Raw genomic sequence first — 22,651 nt, 5'->3', positions numbered from 1 at the left:
GAGGTCAGACGGAGACCAGGTCGCAGACGAAGATCAGCGTCTCGCCGGGGCCGATGAGGCCGCCGCCGGCGCCGCGGTCGCCGTACGCGAGGTGCGCGGGGATGGTCAGCCGGCGGCGGCCGCCGACCTTCATGCCCTGCACGCCGCGGTCCCAGCCCGCGATGACCTGTCCGGCACCGAGCTGGAACTCCAGCGGCCGGCCGCGGTTCCAGGAGGCGTCGAACTCCTCACCGGTGGAGAAGGCGACACCGACGTAGTGCACGGAGACGAAGTCGCCCGCCTTGGCAACCGGTCCGTCGCCCTCCCAGACGTCCTTGATCTCCAGGTCGGCCGGCGGCGCGCCTTCCGGGAAGTCGATCTCCGGCTTCTCGATCTCCACTGACTTGCTCCTCGTTGATGGTGAACTGGGCAACCGGGACAGTCTTACATCTTCGCCAGCAGGTCGACGGCGAAGACCAGCGTGGACTTGGCCGGGATGGTCTGCTGCGCCTTGTCCCCGAAGCCCTGGTCCGGCGGGATGACGAGCAGCACGCGGCTGCCGATCTTCTTGCCGACCAGGCCGTTCTTCAGCCCCTTCAGCGTCACCTGGGCGAGCGGGAAGGTCTGCGTCTTGCCCGCCTGGTAGGTGCTGTCGAAGGTCTTGCCGTCCTTCCACGTCAGTGCGACGTAGTTCACGACGACGCTGTCGGTGTCCTTCACCACCTCGCCCTTGGACTCCAGGACGTAGTTGGAGACGAGCTTGGCCGGCGGGGTGCTCTTGCTCGGGATGGTGACCTTGGGGGCCTTGCCGTCCGTGTTGGTGCCGACCTTGGGCAGGTCGATGTTGTCCTGGGCGACCTCGGTGCCCTTGGCGGAGGCCGGGATCTGCGTCGCCTTCAGGACGTCGACGACGAAGACGAGCGTGGCGTTCGGCTTGATGTCACCCTGGCCCTGGGCGCCGTAGCCGAGGTCCGGCGGGATGACCAGCTGGACGCGGCTGCCGACCTTCTGCCCGACGAGGCCCTTGTCCCAGCCCTGGATGACCATGCCGGCACCGAGGGTCAGGTCGAACGGCTGCTTGCGGTCGAAGCTGTTGTCGAAGGGCTTGTCGGAATCCCAGGACTGACCGAGGTAGTTGACCTGGATCGCGTCGCCGTTCTTGAGCGTGGCGCCGTCGCCCTTGCTGAGGACTCTGGTCTTGAGCTCCTTGGGCGGCTTGCCCTCCCCCTTGGCCAGGGTCGGCTTCTCACCGAACTTCGCGCCCGCGGTGATCGCGGGGAACCCGTCCTTCGACGCGGAGGCGGAAACGGAATCGGAGCCCTTCTCGTCACCGCATGCCGCGGTCAGCAGCAGGAGGGGGACGACGAGAAGGCCGGCAAGTCGGCGCACTTGTTCCTCAGATCTCAGACGACACGATGGGGTGGGTCCCCGCCACTCTAGGGGGTGTGCGGCCGATCGGGGCCGGTCCTACACCCCCATGGACGTACGGGGACCCCGTACGGGAAACGTACGGGGTCCTCGTCGCACCGGTGTCCTGGAACGGCCTGTTCCGGTCACATGCCCGCGATCAGCTTCTCCACCCGGTCGTCGACCGAACGGAAGGGGTCCTTGCACAACACCGTGCGCTGCGCCTGGTCGTTGAGCTTGAGGTGGACCCAGTCGACGGTGAAGTCCCGCCGCTGTTCCTGCGCCCTGCGGATGAAGTCCCCGCGCAGCCGCGCCCTGGTGGTCTGCGGGGGCACGGACTTGCCCTCGAAGATCTTCAGGTCGTTGCAGACGCGGGCGGCCTGGCCCTTGCGCTCCAGCAGGTAGTACAGGCCGCGTCGGCGGTGGATGTCGTGGTACGCGAGGTCTATCTGGGCGACCCGCGGGTGCGACATGGTCATGTTGTGCTTGGCCCGGTACCGCTCGATGAGCTTGTACTTCATCACCCAGTCGATCTCGGTCTCGATCCGGTCGAGGTCCTCCTCCTCGACCGCGTCGAGCGTGCGGCCCCAGAGCTCCAGGACCCGGGCGACCGTGCCGGTGCGGATGCCCCGGCGGTCGACGAAGTCGACGGCCTTCTCGTAGTACTCGCGCTGCACCTCGATGGCGGAGGCCTCGCGGCCGCTGGCCAGGCGCACCTTGCGCCGCCCGGTGGTGTCGTGGCTGACCTCGCGGATCGCCCGGATCGGGTTCTCCAGCGTCAGGTCCCGCATCACCGTGCCGGCTTCGATCATGCGGAGCACCAGGTCGGTCGCGCCGACCTTGAGGAGCATGGTCGTCTCGGACATGTTGGAGTCGCCGACGATGACGTGGAGGCGGCGGTACCGCTCCGCGTCCGCGTGCGGTTCGTCGCGGGTGTTGATGATCGGGCGGGAACGCGTGGTCGCGGAGCTGACGCCCTCCCAGATGTGCTCGGCACGCTGGCTGACGCAGTAGACCGCGCCCCGGGGGGTCTGCAGCACCTTGCCCGCGCCGCAGATCAGTTGTCGCGTGACGAGGAAGGGAATGAGGATGTCCGCGAGCCGGGAGAATTCTCCGTGCCGGGCCACGAGGTAGTTCTCATGACATCCGTAGGAGTTTCCCGCCGAGTCGGTGTTGTTCTTGAAGAGGTAGACGTCGCCCGCGATTCCCTCCTCGTGCAGGCGGCGTTCGGCGTCGACGAGCAGACCTTCGAGAATGCGCTCGCCGGCCTTGTCGTGGGTGACCAGTTCGGTCAGGTTGTCGCATTCGGGGGTTGCATATTCCGGATGCGATCCCACGTCGAGGTAGAGGCGGGCGCCGTTCCGCAGAAAGACATTGCTGCTGCGGCCCCATGACACAACACGGCGGAAGAGGTAGCGCGCCACTTCATCAGGGGACAGTCGGCGCTGTCCCCTGAACGTGCACGTGACGCCGTACTCGTTCTCCAGCCCGAAAATGCGGCGGTCCATGACTGAACATTACGCCTGATGGCCTGAGCTGAAACCGGGTTCGACAGCTCCGTTTCGATCATTTTCCGATCCATGTGCGGCAACCGCGGTACGCCCGGGAACCTCCAGCACCTTTCCGGTCGTCAGGAGAACGAGCAGCGCCGCCACCCCTCCGGCCCCCGCGACGGCGAAACTCCACGAGGTCCCTCCCGCTTCGACGGCGGGGCCCGCCGCGGCCGTTCCGACCGCCGCGCCGACCCCGAACGTGGTCACCAGCCAGGAGAACGCCTCGGTGACGGTGCCCCGCGGGGCGTGCCGGTCGACGACGATGAAGGAGCAGGCGATCGCGGGTGCCAGGAAGACCCCGGCCAGGGCCATCAGGGCGATCATGGCGGGGACCGAGGGCGTCAGCGTCAGGGGCAGGTAGCCGAGCGCCAGCAGGGCGACGACGGCCCGGAGGCGGCGTTCCGGCGCCCCGGACCACTGGCGCGCCCCGTAGACCGTGCCGCCGACCAGGGCGCCCAGCCCGAGCGCCGCCATCAGCCAGCCGTACACGGCCTCCCGGCCGTGGTCGTCGGCGTAGGCGACACCGGCCACCGTGATCGAGCCCAGCGCGAGCCCGACGAAGAAGAAGGAGCCGAGCAGGGCCAGCAGCCCCGGTGAACGCAGCGCGCCCAGCCAGTGCGCCTCGCGGGGTGCGGAGCGCCAGGCGCGGGAGGGTTCGGAGAGGACGACGGAGAGCGCCCCGAGCACGCCGATCACGTTGATGACGAGCAGCGCGGCGGCCGGCGACCAGACGGCGACCAGCGCCGTCACCAGGAGCGGGCCCGCGGTGAACATGATCTCCTGGGCGACCGCGTCCATGGCGTACGCGCGGTGGACCCGGTCCTCCCGGCCCAGGACGCTCGGCCACAGGGCCCGCAGCCCGCCCTCCAGCGGCGGGGTGAAGAGCCCCGCCACCACCACCGCCGCGTAGGCCAGCGGCAGCGACCCCAGGCCCGCCAGCGCCAGCACGGCCATGCCCAGCGCGGACACGACGGCGGCGGGGAGCTGGACGCGGGGCTGGCCGTACAGGTCCACCGCGCGCCCGAGCAGCGGCTGGCCCACCGCGGTGGCCAGTCCGTAGACGGCGGCGAGCGCGCCGGCCAGGGAGTAGCTGCCGCCCTCGGCCCGGGTGAACAGCACGATCGCGATCGGGGCGGTGCCGTTGGGCAGCCGCCCCACCAGGGTTCCCGCCAGCAGCCGGGCGGCGTGCCGCGCCCGGAGGATGTCCAGATAGCCCGCGGCCATGTCGCTTCGCCCCTCTCCCCCGGTGTTCGGCAACCCCGAGGTTTTACGTATAACGTCGATGCCCATACGTACCATGTGGCCAGTCCGCAGGTCCACCGCACGGCACCTGCCCCGACCGGCCCGGAGGCCCGAGTGAGCAGCGCACCGCAACCCGCCCCGCCCCGGCCCACCAGCCGCGACGTGGCGCGGGCGGTGGGCGTCTCGCAGGCGACCGTCTCCCTGGTCCTCGGCGACAAGTGGCGCGGCCGGGTCTCCGAGGCCACCGCCGAGCGCGTCCGCGGCGCCGCCCGGGGCCTGGGCTACCGGCCGAATCTCGCCGCCCGTAATCTGCGCCTGGGCCGTACCAGGACCGCGCTGCTGGTCGTCCCCGCGCTCACCAACGAGTTCTTCGCCCGGGTCTACACCGGCGCCGCGTCGGTCGCCGCCGAGCACGGCTTCGGGGTCGTCCTCTATCCGTCGCCCGACGGCACCGGACCGGCCAAGGACCCGTTCGCCTCGGCCAGCTCCTCCCTGGACGGCGTGATCGCCTCCTCGATGGCCGCCGACGCCCTCGGCGCGCTGCGCGGCGCCGGTCTGCCGCTGGTCATGCTCGACAGCGACCCGGCGGACGCCGGTGTGGCCGCCCGCGTCAACCTGGACATCGCCGACGGGATGCGGCAGGTGGCGGAGCATCTGCTGGCCCTGGGCCACCGCCGCTTCGTCCATCTGGCCTCGGCGGTCGACTCCTGGACCTTCGCGGCGCGCGGCCGGGCGCTGCACGCCGCCCTGCGCGCGGTGCCGGGCACCTCGGTACGGACGGTCACCGCCGCGCTCGACGTGCACGCGGGCCGGGAAGCCGCGGAGCGCGTACTGGCCGATCCCGGACCCGGGCCCGCACCGACCGCGCTCGTCTGCGACGACGACATCCTCGCCGCGGGGGCCTGCAAGGCCGCCCGCAGGCTCGGTCTGCGCGTCCCCGACGACCTGTCGGTCACCGGCTTCGACGACCTGGCGCTGGCGGTGGCCGTGGAGCCGGAGCTGACCACCGTGCAGCTCCCCGCCGAGCAGGTCGGGGAGCGCGGCATGGCCGCCCTGCTCGCGGTCCTGGAGGACCGGCCGGCCGAGCCGGGCAGCCTTCCCGTACGTCTGGTGGCGCGCGGCTCGTCGGCGCCGCCGCGCACATGACCGTGGACCGGCCCGCCGGAAGGGGCGGGCCGGTCCACGGTACGGACGAATCGCTGCGGGCGGGCTACTCGACGTCCCCGCCGGAATCGGACGTCCCGGGCGCGGCGGACTCGCCGCCCTCTCCCCCGGTCTCGGAGCCGGCGTCCGCCGGGGAGCCGTCCGCCTCCAGCAGCCGGGCGAGCTGCCCGCCGACGATCCGCTTGAACTTCCGCTGCTGCGGCCGCGTCCGGTCCAGCACCGCGACCTCCAGCCGCTCGGCGGGGATCTCCCGCTCGCTGCCGTTGGGGTCGCGGGACAGCGCCTGCACCGCCAGCTTCAGCGCCTCGGCGAGCGTCATCCCGTCACGGTGCCGCTGGTCCAGGAAGGTGCTGATCTGCTCGGCGTTGCCGCCGACCGCGACCGAGCCGTGCTCGTCCACGATCGAGCCGTCGTGCGGCAGCCGGTAGATCTGGTCGCCCTCCGGATCGACGCCGACCTCGGCGACCACCAGCTCCACCTCGTACGGCTTCTCGGCCGCGCTGGAGAAGATCGTGCCGAGCGTCTGCGCGTAGACGTTGGCCAGCCCACGGGCCGTCACGTCGTCGCGGTCGTAGGTGTAGCCGCGCAGATCGGCGTAGCGCACCCCGCCGATGCGGAGGTTCTCGTACTCGTTGTACTTGCCGGCGGCGGCGAAACCGATCCGGTCGTAGATCTCGCTGAACTTGTGCAGCGCGCGGGACGGGTTCTCGCCGACGAACACGATGCCGTCGGCGTACTGCAGCACGACCAGGCTGCGACCACGGGCGATGCCCTTCCGGGCGTATTCCGCCCGGTCGGCCATGGCCTGCTGAGGAGAGACATAGAACGGCGTCGACACCTGTTGTCCGTCCCTTTCTGTCGGTGACGAGAGCGTCGGGGAAGCGGTGGAACGGGGGGTCAGAGCAGCGCGGCGCGCGGGCCGTCGGGCTGCTCCAGCCGGTGTTCCAGGACGGCGCGGGCGATCTCGGAGGATTCCGCCTCGTCCAGCCTCCGGAAGCCCTCGTCGGTGATGACGGTGACGATGGGATAGATGCGCCGGGCCACGTCCGGACCACCGGTCGCCGAGTCGTCGTCCGCGGCGTCGTACAGCGCCTGCACGACCAGGGTGAGGGCGTCCTGCTCCGTCAGGTCCTGGCGGTAGAGCTTCTTCATCGAGTTGCGGGCGAAGACCGAGCCGGAGCCGGTGGCCGCGTACCCGTGCTCCTCGGAGCGGCCGCCGGTGACGTCGTACGAGAAGATGCGCCCCCGCTCACGGTCGACGTCGAAGCCGGCGAAGAGCGGGACGACGGCGAGGCCCTGCATGGCCATGGCCAGGTTGCTGCGGATCATCGTGGAGAGCCGGTTGGCCTTGCCCTCCAGGGAGAGCTGCGCGCCCTCGACCTTCTCGAAGTGCTCCAGCTCCAACTGGAAGAGCTTGACCATCTCCACGGCCAGCCCGGCGGTGCCGGCGATGCCCACCGCCGAGTACTCGTCGGCCGGGAAGACCTTCTCGATGTCGCGCTGCGCGATCATGTTCCCCATGGTCGCGCGCCGGTCGCCGGCCAGGACCACGCCGCCGGGGAACGTCGCAGCGACGATCGTCGTCCCGTGGGGGGCCTCGACCGCCCCCTTCAGGGGCGGCAGGTTCCGGTTGCCCGGGAGCATTCCGGGGGCCTGGTCGGACAGGAAATCCATGAACGAAGAGGATCCCGGCGTCAGGAAGGCAGCTGGTAGACGCCCGGTGCTACGAGTGTTGGCTTCCACGCGTTTCCCTCCAGGTAAGCGACGGCCCTGCGCAAGGCGTCAGGATCGTCTCCCAACTTGCCGATGGCCGAATTGCGTTTGATGCGGTTACGCCACGGACCCTACCCGCCCAGCGGCGGCGATCCACCCGAACCCCGGGAGCGGCTGCACGGCCCGTTCCGCCGTGTGCGAACGCGCGGTACGGGCCGACCCGACCCGTACCGCGCGCACCGCCCCCCGATCCCTCGCGTTCACATACGCGGATTACTGTCCGCCCTTCTGGACGAAGGACCTCACGAAGTCCTCCGCGTTCTCCTCGAGCACGTCGTCGATCTCGTCCAGAACGGAGTCGACGTCGTCGCTCAGCTTCTCCTGGCGGTCCTTGAGGTCCTCCGAGACCTGCGCGTCCTGCGCCTGCTCCTCGACCTCCTCGGTGGAGCGCGTCGCCTTCTGCTGTCCGCCGCCGGTGTCCTTGGTCGCCATCTAGCTCACCCCGCTCGGTTCGAAGCACTTGAATCAGACCCTACCCACGGGCTCCGACATCGGCCCGGTACTTTCCCTCAACGTCCGGGGGTCATCCCGATGATTCCCCGATCACGGCCGTTTCAGCCGCCCGTGAGGACCTGGACCAGCTCCTCCGCCGTGCGGCAGCGGTCCAGGAGATCCTTGACGTGGCTGCGGGTGCCGCGCAGCGGCTCCAGGGTGGGCACCCGCTGCAACGAGTCGTGACCCGGCAGGTCGAAGATGACCGAGTCCCAGGAGGCCGCGGCCACGTCGTCGGCGTACTGCTCCAGGCAGCGGCCGCGGAAATAGGCCCTGGTGTCCTCCGGAGGCTTCGTGCGGGCCTCCGCGACCTCGCTCTCGTCCAGCAGCCTCTTCATCTTCCCGCGGGCCGCCAGACGGTTGTACAGGCCCTTCTCGGCCCGCACGTCGGCGTACTGGAGATCCACCAGGTGCAGCCGGGCGGCGTCCCAGTCCAGCGCGTCCCGGCGGCGGTAGCCCTCCATCAGCTCCCGCTTGGCGATCCAGTCCAGCTCGCCGGAGAGGCTCATCGGATCGTTCTCCAGCCGGTTGAGCGTGTCCTCCCAGCGGCTCAGGACGTCCTTGGTCTGCTCGTCGGCGTCGGCCCCGTACCGCTCCTCGACGTACTTGCGGCCCAGCTCGAAGTACTCCATCTGCAACTGCACCGCGGTGAGGGTGCGACCGCTGCGCAGCGTGATGAGCTGGGCGAGGTCCGGGTCGTGGGACACCTGGTGCAGCGTGCGCACGGGCTGGTCGACCGCGAGGTCGACGTTGATGAAACCGTCCTCGATCATGGACAGGACCAGGGACGTGGTGCCGAGCTTGAGGTAGGTGGAGATCTCCGAGAGGTTCGCGTCCCCGATGATCACATGGAGCCGGCGGTACTTCTCGGCGTCGGAGTGGGGTTCGTCCCGGGTGTTGATGATGGGGCGCTTGAGCGTGGTCTCCAGTCCGACCTCGACCTCGAAATAGTCCGCCCGCTGGCTGATCTGGAAGCCGTGCTCGTGGCCGTCCTGGCCGATTCCCACCCGTCCGGCGCCGGTGACCACCTGGCGGGAGACGAAGAACGGGGTCAGGTGGCGCACGATGTCGGAGAACGCGGTCTCCCGCTTCATCAGGTAGTTCTCGTGCGTACCGTACGAGGCGCCCTTGTTGTCGGTGTTGTTCTTGTACAGATGGATCGGCTGGGCCCCGGGGAGCTGGGCCGCGCGCTCGGCGGCCTCGGCCATGATCCGTTCGCCGGCCTTGTCCCACAGCACCGCGTCCCGCGGATTGGTCACCTCGGGCGAGCTGTACTCGGGGTGCGCGTGGTCCACGTAGAGACGGGCCCCGTTGGTGAGGATGACGTTGGCGAGGCCGATGTCCTCGTCGGTGAGCTGGCTGGCGTCCGCGGTCTCGCGGGCGAGGTCGAAACCCCGCGCGTCCCGCAGCGGATTCTCCTCCTCGAAGTCCCAGCGGGCGCGGCGCGCCCGGTGCATCGCCGCCGCGTAGGCGTTGACGATCTGGGACGAGGTGAGCATGGCATTGGCGTTCGGGTGGCCGGGGACGGAGATGCCGTACTCCGTCTCGATGCCCATTACTCGCCGTACGGTCATGCGGCCCTCCTTGCCCGGCGGCGCTCCCTTGAGGGGCGGCGCTCAAGTACCGCTGCTTGTCGGTGCGCGTGCACGGCCCGTCCACGCGTCGCGCGACCGGGCGGTACGCAAGAGCCTAGAGCGCCGCTGCGCCGGCGGGGAGATCAAATGCGCCATTGCCGCGGTGTCGCGTGGGACGTACCGAAAGCGACCGGCTGCGGCTGCCCGGCCGGGCAGCCGCAGCCGGTCGGCGTTTCTAGAGGTACTGCCCGGTGTTCGCCACCGTGTCGATGGAGCGACCGGTGTCCGCGCCCTGCTTCCCGGTGACGAGCGTGCGGATGAAGACGATCCGCTCGCCCTTCTTGCCGGAAATCCGGGCCCAGTCGTCCGGGTTGGTGGTGTTCGGAAGGTCCTCGTTCTCCTTGAACTCGTCCACGCATGCCTGGAGGAGGTGAGAGACGCGCAGGCCCTTCTGGCCCTGTTCGAGGAAGGCCTTGATGGCCATCTTCTTGGCCCGGTCGACGATGTTCTGGATCATCGCGCCGGAGTTGAAGTCCTTGAAGTACAGGACTTCCTTGTCGCCGTTGGCGTACGTGACCTCCAGGAAACGGTTCTCCTCGGATTCGGTGTACATCCGCTCGACGACCGACTGGATCATGGCCTGGGCGGCGGCCTCCTTGGAGCCGGTGTGCTCCGCGAGGTCGTCCGCGTGCAGCGGCAGCGAGGGCGTCAGGTACTTCGCGAAGATGTCCTTCGCGGCCTCCGCGTCCGGGCGCTCGATCTTGATCTTCACATCGAGGCGGCCGGGCCGCAGGATCGCGGGGTCGATCATGTCCTCGCGGTTGGAGGCGCCGATGACGATGACGTTCTCCAGGCCCTCGACACCGTCGATCTCGGCGAGCAGCTGGGGGACGATGGTGTTCTCCACGTCCGAGCTGACACCGGAGCCACGGGTGCGGAAGAGGGACTCCATCTCGTCGAAGAAGACGATGACCGGGGTGCCCTCACTGGCCTTCTCACGGGCCCGCTGGAAGACCAGGCGGATGTGCCGCTCGGTCTCGCCGACGTACTTATTGAGCAGCTCGGGGCCCTTGATGTTGAGGAAGTAGCTCTTCCCGGCCGGCTGGCCGGTGACCTCGGCGACCTTCTTGGCGAGCGAGTTGGCGACGGCCTTGGCGATGAGCGTCTTGCCGCAGCCGGGCGGCCCGTAGAGCAGGATGCCCTTGGGCGGACGCAGTTCGTGTTCCTTGAAGAGGTCGGGGTGGAGGTAGGGCAGCTCGACCGCGTCGCGGATCAGCTCGATCTGGTCGCCCAGGCCGCCGATCTTGTCGTAGTCGATGTCCGGGACCTCTTCGAGGACGAGCTCCTCGACCTCGCTCTTGGGCACCACTTCATAGACGTAGCCGGACCTGGGTTCGAGCAGGAGGGCGTCGCCGGGGCGGATGGTGAGCTCCAGCAGCGGCTCGGCGAGCCGCACCACCCGCTCCTCGTCGGTGTGCCCGATGACCAGGGCCCGCTCGCCGTCCTCGAGGATCTCCTTGAGGGTGACGATGTCGCCGGCCCGCTCGAATTCCATGGCTTCGACCACGTTGAGCGCTTCGTTGAGCATGACTTCCTGGCCGCGCCGGAGGTCGTCGAGCTCGACGCTGGGACTGACGTTCACCCGGAGTTTGCGGCCTCCGGTGAAGATGTCACAGGTGTCGTCCTCATTGCTCTGCAGGAACACCCCGAAACCGGCCGGCGGCTGCGCGAGCCGGTCGACTTCTTCCTTGAGGGCCACGATCTGGTCGCGGGCCTCGCGCAATGTGTTGGCGAGCCGCTCATTCTGTGCGGAGACGCCTGACAGGTTGGTCTGCAACTCGACGATCCGCTCTTCGAGAATCCTCGTATGGCGCGGAGAGTCGGCGAGCTTACGTCGCAGGACGGCGATTTCCTGCTCTAGATAGGCAACCTGGCCGGCCGGGTCTTCGGACCCCCGTCCGGGCCGGATGCCGCGGTTGATGTCGTCGTCGTGGGCTGCCACGGTCCTCACCTCCTCCAAGGGGAGCTGGACGCTTCCTGACCCTACCTGCGTGGGTGATGATTGAAACCCCTAGATCACAAAGACTGCGGTACGTGTCCGATCTTCACCCTTGCGTTCCCCCCTCGTGTCAGGGGAATACCCACCCTTCAACATCGGAAAGCCGCCAGTTGTATCGTCGAACCGTTCAACACCCGTCAGGGCTGGCTTCTTTTGGTTCGGATACGCAGGGAACGGCAGGAGAAATGACCGTGCAGCAGGACGCTCCCAACGGTGGCGACACGGAGGATCTGGAGGTCTGGATCGACCAGGACCTCTGCACGGGAGACGGCATCTGCGTCCAGTACGCCCCCGAGGTGTTCGAGCTGGACATCGACGGCTTGGCGTACGTGAAGAGCGCGGACGACGAGCTGCTCCAGGACGCGGGGGCGACGACGCCCGTGCCGCTGCCGCTGCTCCAGGACGTGGTCGACTCGGCCAAGGAGTGCCCCGGGGACTGCATCCACGTACGGCGCGTCTCGGACCGGGTCGAGGTGTACGGGCCCGAGGCCGCCTGATCCCGGCGCTCCCGTCCGGCCGGTCACCCTCGGTGGCCGGCCGGATGTCGTTTCAGGCGTTGCCGGGGGCGGCCTGTACGGCGCGGACGAACGCTCCGCCCTTCCACTGCCAGGTGACCCGCTCCTGCTGGTCGGGGCAGCAGCGCGCCACGGCGTCGGAGGAGTAGCCGAGCAGGGTGGCCGAGACGATGCCGTCGCGCACCGCGAAATCGCTGATGCTCATCCCCTGGGCGGGGTCGACCAGGGTCGCCACGACCCGGGGTTCGGGCCCGCTTCCCCGGGTGAGGACGTAGACGCCGCTGGGCGGGGTGCCGGATCCGGCGTCGCAGTGGACCACCGCGACGGTCTCGGGGCGGGCGTCGCCGTCGAGGTCGCCGGTGGCCTGTTCCGCCACGACGCTCTTGGAACCGCCGCAGTCCAGGGGGAAGGACGCCTCGGCCGGGTCGGGGGCGACGGCGGGCGCGGTGCCGTGCTGCGCGGTGGTGCGGTGCGGGGTGGAGGCCGAGGCCGTGGGGTCCGGCTGGAGCAGGCCGGCTGCCGCGATGACGGCGGCCATGGCCGCCGCGGTGGCGAGCCAGTGCAGCGGCGTGGTGTCGGTGTGCGCGAGGTCCGGGAGCTCGGAGGTCTGCACGCGGGATGTCTCCTGTGGTTCCTGGTGGCCCGAGGATGCCCGGGGCGGGCGGTGCCCGGTGGCGTGGGTGGCCAGCATCGTGCCACACCTCACCGAGCGGTGGAACGGTGGGGTCGTACGTGATTCCCGGCCGGTGGGGCGGTCCTCACCCACCGGCAACGAAGAGGCGCCGCCGCCGAGTTCCCGGGGAGTGCCCGGAAAGCAGGCGGCGGCGCCGGTGCCTCGCGTGGGGTCAGCGGGAGGAACCGCTCTGACTGCCGGGGCCGTCGTAGTCCTCGCCGTAGGCACCCTTGGCCGGGCGGCGGCGGCGGAGCGGCGGCTCCACTCCGTCGGCCAGGCGGCGGGCGGTGACGAGGAAGCCGGTGTGGCCGATCATCCGGTGGTCCGGGCGGACCGCGAGGCCCTCCACGTGCCAGTTGCGGATCATCGACTCCCAGGGCTGCGGTTCGGCGAAGCAGCCGATCTCGCGGATGGACTCGACGGTCCGGGCGAGCTGGGTGGTGGTGGCGACGTACGCGCAGAGGATGCCGCCGGGCACCAGGGCCTTGGAGACGGCCTCCAGGCACTCCCAGGGGGCGAGCATGTCCAGGATGACGCGGTCGACGTCGGTGTCCGACAGGTTGTCCTGGAGATCGCCGACGGTGAGCTGCCAGGCCGGGTGCGGCTCGCCGAAGTAGCGCTCCACGTTCTGCTGGGCGATCTCGGCGAAGTCCTCGCGGCGCTCGTAGGAGTGCAGCATGCCCTGGTCACCGATGGCGCGGAGCAGGAAGGTGGAGAGCGCTCCCGAGCCGACCCCCGCCTCCACGACGCGGGCGCCGGGGAAGATGTCGGCGAAGGCCAGGATCTGCCCCGCGTCCTTGGGGTAGACCACGGCGGCGCCGCGGGGCATGGACAGGACATAGTCGGGGAGCAGGGGGCGCAGCGCGAGATAGGCGACGTTTCCCGTGGTCCGGACCACACTGCCCTCGGGGGCACCGATCAGCTCGTCGTGCGGGAAAGAACCCTTGTGGGTGTGGAAGTTCTTTCCTGCTTCGAGCGTGAAGGTGTAGTGGCGTCCCTTGGGATCGGTGAGCTGGACCTGGTCCCCGACCTTGAAGGGCCCGCGTCGGCGGGCGGCACCGGTCGGTTCAGACATGTGACCAGCGTACCGGTGATTTCCGGGGCGACCGCCGCGAGCCCCGGCCGTCAGGAGGCGGGCCTGGCGAGGGCCGCGACGAAGGCGTGCTCGACGTCCGCGGTGGACAGGACGCCGTAGATCTCCCCGGTCTCCTCCAGGACCAGGTACTCGGTGGCCGGGGTGGCCTTGAGCCGGTCCAGGAGCGCCTCGCCGGACAGTTCGGCGGAGACCTTCATGCCGTCGGTGAGGTCCTGGGCGAGGCCGCCGACCTCGACCCAGGGGCGGCGGTGCTCGGGTACGGAGACGATGGCGGTCTCCCGGACGATGCCCTGCGGCTCGCCCTCCCCGTCGACGACGACCAGGGCGCGGGCGCCCGCCTCGTTGGCGCGGCGCAGCGCCTCGGAGAGGGGGGTGGCGGACTCCACCGGGACGGCGCGGCGGGTGAGGGTGCGGGCGCGCAGTTCGGGGAGGTGTTCGCGCAGTCGGGCCATGCGCAGGCTGTTGCCCGCGCCGGTCCAGATGATGGCGGCGAGGATGGCGGCGAGTAGCGCGTCGGTCAGGGTGTCCATGCCGCTGAGCTCGGCCGGGTCGTTGCCGAGGGCGCCGGTGCGGGTGAGCAGCGGCAGGCCGATCAGCGTGACGACGGCAAGGGCGCGGCCGACCCAGGCGGCGGCGATCGTGCCGCTCATCGGGCGTCCGGTGATCTTCCACACGACGGCGCGGAGCATGCGGCCGCCGTCCAGCGGGAGGCCGGGGAGCAGGTTGAAGGCGGCGACCAGGAGGTTGGAGATCATCAGCCCGGCGAGCAGGACGCCGGGGACGGTGCCCGGCTCGACGAACTTCATCCCGGCGTAGAAGACGCCCGCGAGCACCAGGGAGAGCAGCGGTCCGACGAAGGCGAGAAGGAATTCGCGGCCCGGGGTCTCGGACTCCTTCTCGATCTCGGAGACGCCGCCGAAGAACTGGAGCTGGATGCGGCGCACCGGCAGCTTGTAGCGCAGCGCCACGACGGTGTGCGCGAGTTCGTGGACGAGCACGGAGGCGTAGAAGGCTATGGCGAAGAACAGCGAGACCAGGTAGCGCGCCGCCCCGAGTTCGGGGAGCACCCGGTCGAGCTGGCCGCCGAAGACCCAGGTGATCAGCGCGGCCACCAGGAACCAGCTGGGCGCGACGTACACCGGCACGCCGAAGGGGCGGCCCATGAGGATGCCGCCGCCGGGCTCTTCGGGGCGCTGCGGTCCGTCCTTGTCGGGGCCGGGCGCGGAGGGCGTTTCCTCCGGGCCGGGCTGCGGGCGCCCGCTGTCGCCGCTCTCGTCCACGGGATCCCTTCGGTCGGTGCGCCATGGCGCGTGATGCGGTGTTCGGAGCTTGTGGGGTCGATGGTATGTCGCCCGCTGTCAGTGGCGGGCCGTAGGGTCTTCGGCATGACCTCCCTGCCGGCGCCCGTCCAGCCTCCCTCGTCCCTGTCGCCGTCGCGGGCGAGCGATTTCATGCAGTGCCCGCTGCTGTACCGCTTCCGGGTCATCGACCGGCTGCCGGAGAAGCCCAGTGAGGCGGCTACCCGGGGCACGCTGGTCCACGCGGTGCTGGAGCGGCTTTTCGACCATCCCGCGGCGGAGCGGACGGCGGGCCGGGCCACGGCGCTGGTCCCCGCCCAGTGGGACCGGCTGCTGGAGTCCCGGCCGGAGCTGTCGGAGCTGTTCGCCGAGGACGCCGACGGCGAGCGGCTGGCGCGCTGGCTGTCGGAGGCGGAGGGTCTGGTGGAGCGGTGGTTCTCGCTGGAGGACCCGACGCGCCTGGAGCCCGCCGAGCGGGAGCTCTTCGTCGAGACGGAGCTGGAGTCGGGGCTGCGGCTGCGCGGGGTGATCGACCGGATCGACGTGGCGCCGACCGGCGAGGTCCGGATCGTCGACTACAAGACGGGCAAGGCCCCCCGCCCGCAGTACGCGGAGGGCGCGCTCTTCCAGATGAAGTTCTACGCCCTGGTGATCTGGCGGCTGAAGGGCGTGGTGCCGCGCCGGCTCCAGCTCGTCTACCTGGGCAGTGGCGACGTCCTGACGTACGACCCGGTGATCGGGGACCTGGAGCGGGTGGAGCGCAAGCTGCTGGCCCTGTGGGAGGCGATCGCACAGGCCACGGAGACGGGCGAGTGGCGGCCCCGGCCGACGAAGCTCTGCGGCTGGTGCGACCACCGGGCGTTCTGCCCCGAGTTCGGCGGTACTCCCCCGGTCTATCCGCTCACGGTCCGCCCGGCGGAGCCGGAGCCCGGCGCGCAGGGCAGAATGGAGCCGGTCCGTGCCGAGGCCGGCCGGTCCACGGCCCCCGAAGGCCCCTGAGGGAGACAAGGAGACCCTGTGGCTATCCGCGTCCTGCTGGTCGACGACCAACCACTGCTGCGCACCGGCTTCCGGATGATCCTGGAGGCGGAGGGCGATCTCGCGGTGGTGGGCGAGGCCGGTGACGGTCTCCAGGCCATCGACCAGGTACGGGCGCTCCAGCCCGATGTGGTGCTGATGGACATCCGGATGCCCCGGATGGACGGTGTGGAGGCGACGCGCCAGATCACCGGCCCGGACCGCGACGGTCCGGCGAAGGTGCTGGTGCTGACGACGTTCGACCTCGACGAGTACGTGGTGGAGGCGCTGCGCGCCGGTGCCAGCGGCTTCCTGCTGAAGGACGCCCCGGCCAACGAGCTGGTGCAGGCGATCCGGGTCGTCGCGGCGGGCGAGGCGATGCTCGCGCCGAGCATCACCCGCAGGCTTCTGGACAAGTACGCGGACCACCTGCCCTCGGGCGAGGAGCCGGCGCCGAACACCCTGCACACCCTGACCGACCGTGAGGTCGAGGTGCTGAAGCTGGTGGCGCGCGGTCTGTCGAACGCCGAGATCGCCGCGGACCTCTTCGTCAGCGAGACGACGGTCAAGACGCATGTCGGCCATGTGCTGACCAAGCTGGGGCTGCGCGACCGGGTGCAGGCCGCGGTGTACGCGTACGAGAGCGGTCTGGTGCGTCCCGGCGCTCAGTGAGCCGGGGCGGTCCCGTCCCGGCTCACTGAGCGGCGGTCAGCGGGGGTCGCGGGAGAGTTCGCCGAGCCGGAGGCCGGTGGAGGGGTTGACCGCGCGTTCGACGCCGGAGAGGCCCTGGCGTGCGGCGGCGTACTCCTTGCCCTGCCAGATCGGCAGCACGGGCACGTCCCTGGCGACGATGGACTGGATCCGCCGGAAGGCCGTGGTGGTCGCGGTGCGGTCGGCCTCACGGCGGGACTGCGGGATGAGCGTCCGCCGCGCCGGGACCGAGGTGTACTCCGAGCCGAGGACGTTGTCGCGGCCGAGGAACGGGGCGGTGAAGTTGTCCGGGTCCGGGAAGTCGGGGAACCGGTCCATGCCGTAGACGGCGTACTCGCCGCGGAGCTGCGCGGGGCGGAAGGTGTCCCAGGCGGTGCCCCGGAGCATGACGTCGAACAGGCCGGTGCGGTCGAGCTGCTTCTTCAGCAGGGCGAACTCGTCGGCCGTGGCGGCGCCGGAGTGGCCGGTGGGGTAGTTCAGGGTGAGCTTCACCGGGGTGCGGACGTGCGCGGAACGCAGCAGCGCCGCGGCCTTGGCGGGGCTGGGTTCGCCGTACCGGTCGTGGAACGAGTTGGTGTGCGCGGCGATGCCGGAGGGGATCAGCGAGTAGAGCGGGTCGGCCGTGCCGCCGTAGACCGTGGCCGTGATCTCGTCCCGGTCGACGATCTGGGCCACGGCCTGGCGGACCGCCCTGTTCCCCGCGGTCCGGTCGCCGGTGTCGAAGCCGAGGTAGTGGATGCCGAGGCCGGGCATCTCGGTGAGGACGACGCCGTCCGCGGGCTCCTCCCGCAGCCGTCGGGCCTGGGCCGGGGTCATGGTGCGGGTCATCAGGTCGATCCGCCGGTCGCGGAGGGCCTTCTCCATGGCTCCCGCGGTACCGAAGAGGTCCAGTTCGACCCGTTCGTTCCGTATCTTCAGGCTGCCCTTGTAGCGCGGGTTGCGGGTGAGGCTGATCCTGACGGCCCGGTTCCGGTCGGTCTCCGCCTTCATGGTGTACGGGCCCGAGCCGTCCACCCGGAAGCCGGTCCGTGCCGACTTCGCGGGGTACGACCCGCGCGGCACGATGCCCGCGACGGGGGTGGTGAGCTTGTACGGGAACGTGGCGTCCGGGGTGCGGAGGTGGAAGACGACCTCGCGTTCGCTCTGGGCCTCGACCGTGTCGACCGTGTCGAGCAGGGCGGCGGCCGGGCCGCCCGGGGTATGCAGCGCGAGGGCCCGTTCGATGGAGTACGTGACGTCGTCGGCGGTGAGCGGGGTCCCGTCGGCGAAGGTCAGGCCGGGGCGCAGTTCGCAGCGGTAGCTCTCGTTCTGCCGGTCGGTGAACCGGCAGCTCTCGGCCGCCTCGGGCACCGGCGCGCCGCCGCCGACCGGTATCCGGGTCAGGGTCTGCACCGTCTGGCGGAGCACGTTCCACGCGCCCGTCCCGTGGCCGGCGGCGGGGTCGAGCGGTGCGGGGTCGCCCTTCGAGACGGCGATCCCGTCGATGGTGCCGACCACGACGGCCGCCCCTCGGCCGGTCCCCTCGTCCGATGCGCCGCAGGCGGCGAGTACGGGTGCGAGGAGGCCGGCGACGGCCGGCAGCACCAGGTTCTTGCGGTTCATCGTGGACGCTCTCCCTCATCCGGTCATGGACAGAGCGACAGTAGTGGGTGCCGTCGACCGTCCAGGAGCGAGGGGTTCCGGTTCCCGGCGGGCGGGGGCCGGTGGCCGGTTCAGTACGGTGCCGAGACCAGGCGCCGCAGGAAGGCCAGGTCGACCTCTTCGAGCGAGCCCACGACCTTCCGGCCCGGTGCGGGGGCGATGGGCGCGACGGAGGGTACGGCGACCACCCGGCAGCCCGCCGCCTCGGCGGCGGCGACGCCGGTCGCGGTGTCCTCGATCACCGCGCAGCGTTCGGGGGCGGCGCCGAGGCCGGCCGCGGCGACGAGATAGGGCTCCGGGTTCGGCTTGGTGCGGGAGACCTCGTCGCCCGCGACGCTCAGGCCGAAGCGGTGCGGGCGCAGCGACTCCAGTACCTGGTCGATGATCCGGCGGTGCGAGGCGGAGACCAGGGCGGTGGGGATTCCGTGCCCGGTCAGCTCGGCCAGCAGCCGCTCGGCGCCCGGCATCAGCGGGACGCCCCGGCCGATGCGCTTCTCGAAGCGGTCGTTGAGCAGCACGGTGAGTTCGTCGAGGCTGACGTCGGCGCCGGTGACCTCGATGAGGTATCCGGCGCTGCGGGTCATCGGGCCGCCGACCACCACGTCCCGCCACGCCTCGTCGAGCCGGTGCCCGAGGTCGGCGAAGACCTCCACCTCGGCGTCCCACCAGAACCCCTCGGTGTCGACCAGGGTGCCGTCCATGTCGAGGAGGACTGCCTGGAGCGCGGCGTCTTCGGCCGTGCGGGTCAAGGACGCGGGGACCGTACTGGTCATCCGGCACACCTTCCGTAAGGGACGAGAAGGCCGGCCGCCACTCCCGTGGGAGGGCGACCGGCCTGCACTGGGCCGACAAGTGTACGACCTGCGGTGCTGCCGCGCGTCGAACGGCGTCTTACCGGGCGTTGAAGTACTTGGCTTCCGGGTGGTGGATGACGATCGCGTCGGTGGACTGCTCCGGGTGCAGCTGGAACTCCTCGGAGAGGTGCACCCCGATCCGCTCCGGCTGGAGCAGATCGGCGATCTTGGCGCGGTCCTCCAGGTCGGGGCAGGCCCCGTAGCCGAGGGAGAAGCGGGCCCCCCGGTACTTCAGCGCGAACATGTCCTCGACATCGGCCGGGTCCTCGCCGCCGAAGCCCAGCTCGGAGCGGACCCGGGCGTGCCAGTACTCGGCCAGCGCCTCGGCCAGCTGGACGGAGAGGCCGTGCAGCTCCAGGTAGTCGCGGTAGGAGTTGGCCTCGAAGAGCTTGGCCGTCTCGGCGCCGATCCTCGAACCGACCGTGACGACCTGGAGGCCGACGACGTCGGTCTCTCCGGACTCCTCGGGCCGGAAGAAGTCCGCGAGGCAGAGCCGCCGGCCTCGGCGCTGGCGGGGGAAGGTGAAGCGGGTGCGCTCGGAGCCGTCCTCGTGGAGCAGGATCAGGTCGTCGCCCTTGGAGACGCACGGGAAGTAGCCGTGGACGACGGCGGCTTCCAGGAGGTTCTCGGTCTGGAGCTTGTCGAGCCAGCCGCGCAGGTGCGGGCGGCCCTCGGTCTCCACCAGCTCCTCGTAGGTGGGCCCGTCCCCGGCCCGGGACTGCTTGAGGCCCCACTGCCCCTTGAAGAGGGCTCCCTCGTCGAGCCAGGAGGCGTACTCCTTGAGCTGGATGCCCTTGACGACGCGGGTTCCCCAGAACGGGGGCTCGGGGACCGGGTTGTCGACGGCGACGTCGGAGCGCACGCCCTCCTCCGGCTCGTCGACCTCCAGGACCGCGGTGTCGCGCTTGGGCACCCGGCGCTGCTTCAGCTCCGGCAGCACGGCGCCGGGGACGCCGCGCTTGACCGCGATCAGCGCGTCCATCAGGCGCAGCCCCTCGAAGGCGTCGCGGGCGTAGCGGACCTCGCCCTCGTAGATCTCGTGGAGGTCCTGCTCGACATAGGCGCGGGTGAGGGCGGCGCCGCCGAGGATGACGGGGTAGTCGGCGGCCATCCTGCGCTGGTTGAGCTCCTCCAGGTTCTCCTTCATGATCACGGTGGACTTGACCAGGAGCCCGGACATGCCGATCACGTCGGCCCGGTGCTCCTCGGCGGCCTCCAGGATCGCGGAGACGGGCTGCTTGATGCCCAGGTTGACGACGTTGTAGCCGTTGTTCGACAGGATGATGTCGACGAGGTTCTTGCCGATGTCGTGGACGTCGCCGCGCACCGTGGCCAGCACGATGGTGCCCTTGCCCTCGGCGTCGGACTTCTCCATGTGCGGTTCCAGGTGGGCGACCGCGCTCTTCATGACCTCGGCGGACTGGAGGACGAAGGGGAGCTGCATCTGGCCGGAGCCGAAGAGCTCGCCGACGACCTTCATGCCCTCCAGGAGGGTGTCGTTGACGATGTCGAGAGCGGGGCGGGAGCGGAGCGCCTCGTCGAGGTCGGCCTCCAGGCCGTTCTTCTCGCCGTCGATGATGCGGCGCTGGAGGCGCTCCTCCAGCGGCAGCGCGGCCAGTTCCTCGGCCTTGCCCGCCTTCATCGACTTGGTGCTGACGCCCTCGAACAGCTCCATGAGCCTCTGGAGCGGGTCGTAGCCCTCGGCGCGCCGGTCGTAGACGAGGTCGAGGGCCACCTTGACCTGCTCCTCGTCCAGACGGGCGATCGGGAGGATCTTGGAGGCGTGCACGATCGCGGAGTCCAGCCCGGCCTTGACGCACTCGTCGAGGAAGACGGAGTTCAGCACGACACGGGCGGCCGGGTTGAGGCCGAAGGAGATGTTGGACAGGCCGAGGGTGGTCTGCACCTCGGGGTGGCGCTTCTTCAGCTCGCGGATCGCGCCGATGGTGGCGATGCCGTCGCCGCGCGACTCCTCCTGGCCGGTACAGATGGTGAAGGTCAGCGTGTCGATCAGGATGTCCGACTCGCGGATGCCCCAGTTGCCGGTCAGGTCGGCGATCAGGCGCTCGGCCACGGCGACCTTGTGCTCGACGGTGCGGGCCTGGCCCTCCTCGTCGATGGTCAGCGCGATCAGCGCGGCGCCGTGCTCGGCGGCCAGGGCGGTGACCTTGGCGAACCGCGACTCGGGCCCGTCGCCGTCCTCGTAGTTGACCGAGTTCAGCACCGCGCGGCCGCCCAGCTTCTCCAGGCCGGCCCGGAGCACCGGGACCTCCGTGGAGTCCAGCACGACCGGGAGCGTGGAGGCGGTCGCGAAGCGGCCGGCCAGCTCCTCCATGTCGGCCACCCCGTCGCGGCCCACGTAGTCCACGCAGAGGTCGAGCATGTGCGCGCCCTCGCGGATCTGGTCGCGGGCCATCTCCACGCAGTCGTCCCAGCGGGCCTCCAGCATGGCCTCGCGGAACTTCTTCGACCCGTTGGCGTTCGTCCGCTCGCCGATCGCCAGGTACGAGGTGTCCTGGCGGAACGGGACGGTCTGGTAGAGGGAGGCCGCGCCCGGCTCGGGGTGCGGGGTACGGGGGACGACGGCGGTGCCGCGGACGCGCTCGACGACCTGGCGCAGGTGCTCGGGGGTCGTACCGCAGCAGCCGCCGACCAGGGAGAGGCCGTACTCCCGGACAAAGGTCTCCTGGGCGTCCGCCAGCTCGGACGGGGTGAGCGGGTAGTGCGCGCCGTCCTTGCCGAGCACGGGGAGACCGGCGTTGGGCATGCAGGAGAGCGGGATGCGGGAGTGCCGGGCGAGGTAGCGCAGGTGCTCGCTCATCTCGGCGGGGCCGGTGGCGCAGTTCAGACCGATGAGGTCGATGCCGAGCGGCTCCAGGGCGGTGAGCGCCGCGCCGATCTCGGAGCCGAGCAGCATGGTGCCGGTCGTCTCGACGGTGACGGAGCAGATCACCGGCAGCGAGGCGCCGGCGGCCGCGAGGGCGCGGCGGGCGCCGATGACGGACGCCTTGGTCTGGAGGAGGTCCTGGGTGGTCTCGATCAGCAGGGCGTCGGCGCCGCCCGCGATCAGCCCCTCGGCGTTCTGCTGGTAGGCGTCGCGGAGCTTGGTGTACGGGGCGTGGCCCAGGGTCGGCAGCTTCGTACCGGGGCCGATCGAGCCGAGCACCCAGCGCTGCTGCCCGGTGTCGGCGGTGAACTCGTCGGCGACCTGGCGGGCGATGCTCGCGCCGGACTCGGAGAGCTCGAAGATCCGCTGGGGGATGTCGTACTCGCCCAGGGCCGACAGGTTGGCGCCGAAGGTGTTGGTCTCGACGCAGTCCACCCCTGCGGCGAAGTACTCCTGGTGCACCGATCGCACGATGTCGGGGCGGGTGACGTTCAGGATCTCGTTGCAGCCCTCGAGGTCCTGGAAGTCGTCGAGGGTCGGGTCCTGCGCCTGGAGCATGGTGCCCATGGCGCCGTCGGCCACCACGACACGGGTGGCGAGTGCCTCGCGGAGGGCTTCGGCTCGGTTCCGGCTGTCGGCGGAAGGGGTCGGCAACGAGGCCATGGATGTGCTCCCTGGGATGCGACGGCTGTCGGCTTTGCGCACTTCGGTGGAAG

At 70.5% G+C, this 22,651-nt stretch carries 19 protein-coding genes and 1 pseudogene; 4 read left to right on the top strand and 16 right to left on the bottom strand.

Annotated elements, in window-relative coordinates; genetic code table 11:
- Positions 1–4 precede the first annotated feature (4 nt).
- The 4 genes from ACF08W_RS13290 to ACF08W_RS13275 all read right to left on the bottom strand — a co-directional run bounded on the left by ACF08W_RS13290 (position 5) and on the right by ACF08W_RS13275 (position 4,163).
- The gene (locus tag ACF08W_RS13290; protein ID WP_352277586.1) at positions 5–379 is read right to left on the bottom strand and encodes an FKBP-type peptidyl-prolyl cis-trans isomerase; all 375 of its coding nucleotides are present in this window, start codon (positions 377–379) and stop codon (positions 5–7) included.
- A gap of 44 nt (positions 380–423) precedes the next feature.
- Positions 424–1,368 carry an FKBP-type peptidyl-prolyl cis-trans isomerase gene (locus ACF08W_RS13285; protein WP_385210645.1) on the bottom strand — a complete coding sequence of 315 codons (945 nt, stop codon included), beginning with the start codon at positions 1,366–1,368 and terminating at the stop codon, positions 424–426.
- Positions 1,369–1,532: 164 nt separating this feature from the next.
- Positions 1,533–2,894, bottom strand: a complete 1,362-nt coding sequence (gene pafA / locus ACF08W_RS13280) for a Pup--protein ligase (RefSeq protein ID WP_352277589.1) — start codon at positions 2,892–2,894, stop codon at positions 1,533–1,535.
- 9 nt (positions 2,895–2,903) lie between these two features.
- Positions 2,904–4,163, bottom strand: coding sequence for an MFS transporter (locus tag ACF08W_RS13275; RefSeq protein ID WP_392279297.1), 1,260 nt, complete (start codon positions 4,161–4,163; stop codon positions 2,904–2,906).
- Between the two features lie 132 nt (positions 4,164–4,295).
- Between ACF08W_RS13275 and ACF08W_RS13270 the strand changes: the two genes are divergently transcribed.
- On the top strand, positions 4,296–5,327 hold the full coding sequence (locus ACF08W_RS13270) for a LacI family DNA-binding transcriptional regulator (RefSeq protein ID WP_392279296.1): 1,032 nt from the start codon (positions 4,296–4,298) through the stop codon (positions 5,325–5,327).
- Positions 5,328–5,391: 64 nt separating this feature from the next.
- Here ACF08W_RS13270 and prcA read toward each other — a convergent pair whose 3' ends face one another.
- From prcA to arc, 6 genes and pseudogenes are all read right to left on the bottom strand, one after another.
- Positions 5,392–6,183 carry a proteasome subunit alpha gene (prcA, locus tag ACF08W_RS13265; protein WP_352277594.1) on the bottom strand — a complete coding sequence of 264 codons (792 nt, stop codon included), beginning with the start codon at positions 6,181–6,183 and terminating at the stop codon, positions 5,392–5,394.
- A gap of 59 nt (positions 6,184–6,242) precedes the next feature.
- Positions 6,243–7,088, bottom strand: a complete 846-nt coding sequence (gene prcB, locus ACF08W_RS13260) for a proteasome subunit beta (RefSeq protein WP_352277596.1) — start codon at positions 7,086–7,088, stop codon at positions 6,243–6,245.
- Positions 7,040–7,230: pseudogene (locus ACF08W_RS13255) on the bottom strand (endonuclease domain-containing protein); the annotation flags it as partial. The pseudogene ACF08W_RS13255 and the gene prcB, both read right to left, overlap by 49 nt.
- Before the next feature lie 101 nt (positions 7,231–7,331).
- A complete protein-coding gene (locus tag ACF08W_RS13250; protein WP_124718707.1) occupies positions 7,332–7,550 on the bottom strand; it encodes a ubiquitin-like protein Pup in 219 nt (72 codons plus the stop codon).
- 122 nt (positions 7,551–7,672) lie between these two features.
- Entirely contained in the window at positions 7,673–9,184 is a 1,512-nt protein-coding gene (gene dop, locus ACF08W_RS13245; protein WP_352277597.1) for a depupylase/deamidase Dop, read from the bottom strand.
- 235 nt (positions 9,185–9,419) lie between these two features.
- Positions 9,420–11,186 (bottom strand): proteasome ATPase, encoded by a 1,767-nt coding sequence (gene arc, locus ACF08W_RS13240; protein WP_352280589.1) that lies wholly within the window; start codon positions 11,184–11,186, stop codon positions 9,420–9,422.
- A 242-nt stretch (positions 11,187–11,428) separates the two neighbouring features.
- On the opposite strand from arc, the gene ACF08W_RS13235 reads away from it, so the two are divergent.
- Entirely contained in the window at positions 11,429–11,740 is a 312-nt protein-coding gene (locus ACF08W_RS13235; RefSeq protein WP_352280591.1) for a ferredoxin, read from the top strand.
- A 52-nt stretch (positions 11,741–11,792) separates the two neighbouring features.
- Here ACF08W_RS13235 and ACF08W_RS13230 read toward each other — a convergent pair whose 3' ends face one another.
- From ACF08W_RS13230 to ACF08W_RS13220, 3 genes are all read right to left on the bottom strand, one after another.
- Positions 11,793–12,371 carry a hypothetical protein gene (locus tag ACF08W_RS13230; RefSeq protein WP_352280593.1) on the bottom strand — a complete coding sequence of 193 codons (579 nt, stop codon included), beginning with the start codon at positions 12,369–12,371 and terminating at the stop codon, positions 11,793–11,795.
- 232 nt (positions 12,372–12,603) lie between these two features.
- Positions 12,604–13,506: a tRNA (adenine-N1)-methyltransferase gene (locus ACF08W_RS13225; RefSeq protein ID WP_392279295.1), complete on the bottom strand. Its 903-nt coding sequence runs from the start codon at positions 13,504–13,506 to the stop codon at positions 12,604–12,606.
- A 50-nt stretch (positions 13,507–13,556) separates the two neighbouring features.
- Positions 13,557–14,807 (bottom strand): site-2 protease family protein, encoded by a 1,251-nt coding sequence (locus ACF08W_RS13220; RefSeq protein ID WP_392279294.1) that lies wholly within the window; start codon positions 14,805–14,807, stop codon positions 13,557–13,559.
- A 171-nt stretch (positions 14,808–14,978) separates the two neighbouring features.
- Here ACF08W_RS13220 and ACF08W_RS13215 point away from each other — a divergent pair, with 171 nt between their 5' ends.
- Together ACF08W_RS13215 and ACF08W_RS13210 are read left to right on the top strand one after the other, a co-directional pair.
- A complete protein-coding gene (locus ACF08W_RS13215; RefSeq protein ID WP_352280643.1) occupies positions 14,979–15,824 on the top strand; it encodes a PD-(D/E)XK nuclease family protein in 846 nt (281 codons plus the stop codon).
- Positions 15,825–15,842: 18 nt separating this feature from the next.
- Entirely contained in the window at positions 15,843–16,514 is a 672-nt protein-coding gene (locus tag ACF08W_RS13210; RefSeq protein WP_352280599.1) for a response regulator transcription factor, read from the top strand.
- Between the two features lie 36 nt (positions 16,515–16,550).
- On the opposite strand, the gene ACF08W_RS13205 is transcribed toward ACF08W_RS13210, so the two are convergent.
- The 3 genes from ACF08W_RS13205 to metH all read right to left on the bottom strand — a co-directional run bounded on the left by ACF08W_RS13205 (position 16,551) and on the right by metH (position 22,598).
- Positions 16,551–18,155, bottom strand: coding sequence for an ABC transporter substrate-binding protein (locus tag ACF08W_RS13205; protein WP_392279293.1), 1,605 nt, complete (start codon positions 18,153–18,155; stop codon positions 16,551–16,553).
- Positions 18,156–18,265: 110 nt separating this feature from the next.
- Positions 18,266–18,967, bottom strand: a complete 702-nt coding sequence (locus tag ACF08W_RS13200; RefSeq protein WP_392279292.1) for an HAD family hydrolase — start codon at positions 18,965–18,967, stop codon at positions 18,266–18,268.
- A gap of 118 nt (positions 18,968–19,085) precedes the next feature.
- On the bottom strand, positions 19,086–22,598 hold the full coding sequence (gene metH / locus ACF08W_RS13195) for a methionine synthase (protein ID WP_392279291.1): 3,513 nt from the start codon (positions 22,596–22,598) through the stop codon (positions 19,086–19,088).
- Positions 22,599–22,651 lie beyond the last annotated feature (53 nt).

It is taken from the genome of Streptomyces sp. NPDC015144 (assembly GCF_043079735.1).
Taxonomy (GTDB): domain Bacteria; phylum Actinomycetota; class Actinomycetes; order Streptomycetales; family Streptomycetaceae; genus Streptomyces.
Note: the sequence above shows the minus strand (reverse complement) of the source record. Positions and strands in the feature narration are given on the sequence as shown.

Bases quoted from the DNA above. Each gene is read 5' to 3' on its own strand.
- pafA (WP_352277589.1), bottom strand. From the start codon at position 2,894: ATGGACCGCCGCATTTTCGGGCTGGAGAACGAGTACGGCGTCACGTGC.
- ACF08W_RS13275 (WP_392279297.1), bottom strand. From the start codon at position 4,163: ATGGCCGCGGGCTATCTGGACATCCTCCGGGCGCGGCACGCCGCCCGG.
- ACF08W_RS13250 (WP_124718707.1), bottom strand. From the start codon at position 7,550: ATGGCGACCAAGGACACCGGCGGCGGACAGCAGAAGGCGACGCGCTCC.
- dop (WP_352277597.1), bottom strand. From the start codon at position 9,184: ATGACCGTACGGCGAGTAATGGGCATCGAGACGGAGTACGGCATCTCC.
- ACF08W_RS13235 (WP_352280591.1), top strand. From the start codon at position 11,429: ATGACCGTGCAGCAGGACGCTCCCAACGGTGGCGACACGGAGGATCTG.
- ACF08W_RS13225 (WP_392279295.1), bottom strand. From the start codon at position 13,506: ATGTCTGAACCGACCGGTGCCGCCCGCCGACGCGGGCCCTTCAAGGTC.
- ACF08W_RS13215 (WP_352280643.1), top strand. From the start codon at position 14,979: ATGCAGTGCCCGCTGCTGTACCGCTTCCGGGTCATCGACCGGCTGCCG.
- ACF08W_RS13205 (WP_392279293.1), bottom strand. From the start codon at position 18,155: ATGAACCGCAAGAACCTGGTGCTGCCGGCCGTCGCCGGCCTCCTCGCA.
- ACF08W_RS13200 (WP_392279292.1), bottom strand. From the start codon at position 18,967: ATGACCAGTACGGTCCCCGCGTCCTTGACCCGCACGGCCGAAGACGCC.
- metH (WP_392279291.1), bottom strand. From the start codon at position 22,598: ATGGCCTCGTTGCCGACCCCTTCCGCCGACAGCCGGAACCGAGCCGAA.